The sequence below is a fragment of the Noviherbaspirillum denitrificans genome, from assembly GCF_002211445.1.
In the GTDB taxonomy this organism is placed as follows: Bacteria; Pseudomonadota; Gammaproteobacteria; order Burkholderiales; family Burkholderiaceae_D; genus Noviherbaspirillum; species Noviherbaspirillum denitrificans.
Genome location: NZ_LSTO01000001.1, coordinates 1,528,541 through 1,531,160, shown reverse-complemented (window position 1 = coordinate 1,531,160; position 2,620 = coordinate 1,528,541). Strand labels below are relative to the sequence as shown.

Sequence of the window (2,620 nt, the reverse complement as noted above, 5' to 3'; positions counted from 1 at the left end):
TGAGATCGGCACGCCGGCCGGATCGTCCCATGCCGGGTCGATCACCGGGTTCTGCGTGGCGGCGACGGTGAAGCGCGCGTTCGGGTGCGCTGCCTTGCGGCCGCAATCCGGCGTCCAGTCCTTGCCCTGCCAGTCGATCGCATGCGCCGGCGGTTCCTTGGTCATGCCTTCCCACCAGACATCGCCATCGTCGGTCAGGGCGACGTTGGTGAAGATGGTGTTCGCGGTCAGCGACGCCATGCAGTTGGAGTTGGTCGCGGTGTTGGTGCCCGGTGCCACGCCGAAGTAGCCGGCTTCCGGGTTGATCGCGTACAGGCGGCCATCCTTGCCCGGCTTGATCCAGGCGATATCGTCGCCGATGGTGGTGACTTTCCAGCCGTTGAACGCCTTCGGCGGGATCAGCATTGCGAAGTTGGTCTTGCCGCAGGCGGACGGGAAGGCGGCAGCGACGTAGTGCTTCTTGCCTTCCGGCGATTCGACGCCAAGGATCAGCATGTGCTCGGCCAGCCAGCCCTGGTCGCGGCCCATCGTGGACGCGATACGCAGCGCGAAGCACTTCTTGCCCAGCAGCGCATTGCCGCCGTAGCCGGAGCCGTAGGACCAGATTTCGCGGGTTTCCGGATAATGGACGATGTACTTGGTTTCATTGCACGGCCACGCGACATCCTGCTCACCCGGACGCAGCGGCTTGCCGACGGTGTGCACGCAGGGCACGAACTCGCCTTCGGCGCCCAGCACGTCGTACACGGCCTTGCCCATGCGGGTCATGATGCGCATGTTGACGGCGACGTACGGGGAATCGGACAGCTCGATGCCGATGTGGGCGATCGGGGAACCCAGCGGGCCCATGGAGAACGGCACCACGTACATGGTGCGGCCGCGCATGCAGCCGTCGAACAGCCCGTTCAGGGTGGTGCGCATTTCAGCGGGCGCCATCCAGTTGTTGGTCGGGCCGGCGTCTTCCTCTTTCGCGGAGCAGATGAAGGTGCGGTCTTCGACGCGCGCCACGTCGGACGGGTCGGAGCAGGCCAGGTAGCTGTTCGGGCGCTTGGCATCGTTCAGCTTCTTCATGGTGCCGGCGGCAACCATCTCTGCGCACAGCCGATCGTATTCTTCCTGCGAGCCGTCGCACCAGTAGATGCGCTCGGGCTTGGTCAGCGCGGCGATTTCCGCGACCCAGTTGATCAACTTCTGGTGCTTGACGTAAGTTGGTGCATTCAAAGCTGCAATGCCTCCCATAACGGGTTGGTTCATAAAAACTACCTCCAATGCCAAAAAAAGAAACCTGTCTAGTCCCGGTGCGGCAGGATCGTCGTCAGCTTTTGGCTTGGCTAGTGCGGTCGGCTAGCGATACGGCGGTCATGTCGAAGGCGGTCGTCATGTAGGACCGCGCTGCCCGAAAAATGGAATAATGCTCGGGCTGGTGGGTTCGCCGCCTCCCAGAGGGAGTGGCGATAAGTTAACCACCGATTGTACACGGGGCAATACCTCGGCTCAATGATTTACAACAAAATTGTAGGAAGAATTGTTGAGTTTTGTAGTAGGAATTTGCTGTTTCTTTAAAGACTCGTATCTTTGCTACGGTTTTGTGACAAACACGGCAAGAACTCATGAAAATAGCCATTCTCGACGATTACCAGGACAGCGTCCGGCACCTTGATTGTTACCGCCTGTTAGAGGGGCATGATGTCAAAGTGTTCACGAGCGGAGCCAAAGGTGTAGTACAGCTTGCGCTGCGTCTAAAGGACTTCGACGCGCTGGTCCTGATCCGCGAACGCACCGTCTTCAGCCGCCAGCTCCTTGGCAAGCTGCCCAACCTGCGGCTGATTTCGCAAACCGGCAAGGTGAGCGGTCACATCGATGTCGATGCCGCGACGGCAAACGGCATTGCCATCGCGGAAGGCATCGGCGACCCGACGGCACCCGCCGAACTGACTTGGGCACTCATCATGGCCGCGACGCGCAAGATTCCGCAGTACGCCGTCAACCTGCGCGACGGCCTGTGGCAGACCGCTTCCATCAATCCGGAACTCAACACCCTGGGCACGGTGCTCAAGGGAAGGACGCTCGGTATCTGGGGTTTCGGGCGCATCGGCAAGACCGTCGCAGGTTACGGCAAGGCATTCGGCATGGATGTCATGGTCTGGGGCAGCGACGCCAGCCGCGATGCCGCCCGCCAGCTCGGATGCCGCGCGGCAGCATCGCGCGAAGAATTCTTCGAACAGGCCGACGTCCTGTCGCTGCACCTGCGGCTCAACGATGCGACACGCGGTATCGTCACCGAAGCCGACCTCGGCCGCATGAAAACCACCGCGCTCCTCGTCAACACCAGCCGCGCCGAACTGCTCGCCGAAGGCGCGCTGGAAGCCGCCTTGCATCGCGGCCGTCCCGGCTTCGCCGCGATCGATGTCTTCGAGTCCGAACCGCTGGACCCGAAGAGCCCGTTGCTGCGCATCCCGACCGTGCTCGCGACCCCGCATATCGGCTATGTCGAAAAGGACAGCTACGAACTCTACTTCCGCGCGGCGTTCCAGAATGTGCTCGACTTCGCCGCCGGCGCGCCGAAGAACATCCTGAATCCCGGCGCACTGAAGGCCTGATGCGCATCCTCATCGCGGCC

The 2,620-nt window shown here is 61.9% G+C and carries 2 protein-coding genes; one reads left to right on the top strand and one right to left on the bottom strand.

Features of this window, described 5'->3' with window-relative positions:
- On the bottom strand, nucleotides 1–1,254 hold a 1,254-nt coding region (locus AYR66_RS07620; protein ID WP_088709676.1), incomplete at its 3' end, for a phosphoenolpyruvate carboxykinase (GTP).
- A gap of 356 nt (nucleotides 1,255–1,610) precedes the next feature.
- Here AYR66_RS07620 and AYR66_RS07615 point away from each other — a divergent pair.
- On the top strand, nucleotides 1,611–2,600 hold the full coding sequence (locus AYR66_RS07615) for a D-2-hydroxyacid dehydrogenase family protein (protein WP_088707009.1): 990 nt from the start codon (nucleotides 1,611–1,613) through the stop codon (nucleotides 2,598–2,600).
- Nucleotides 2,601–2,620 lie beyond the last annotated feature (20 nt).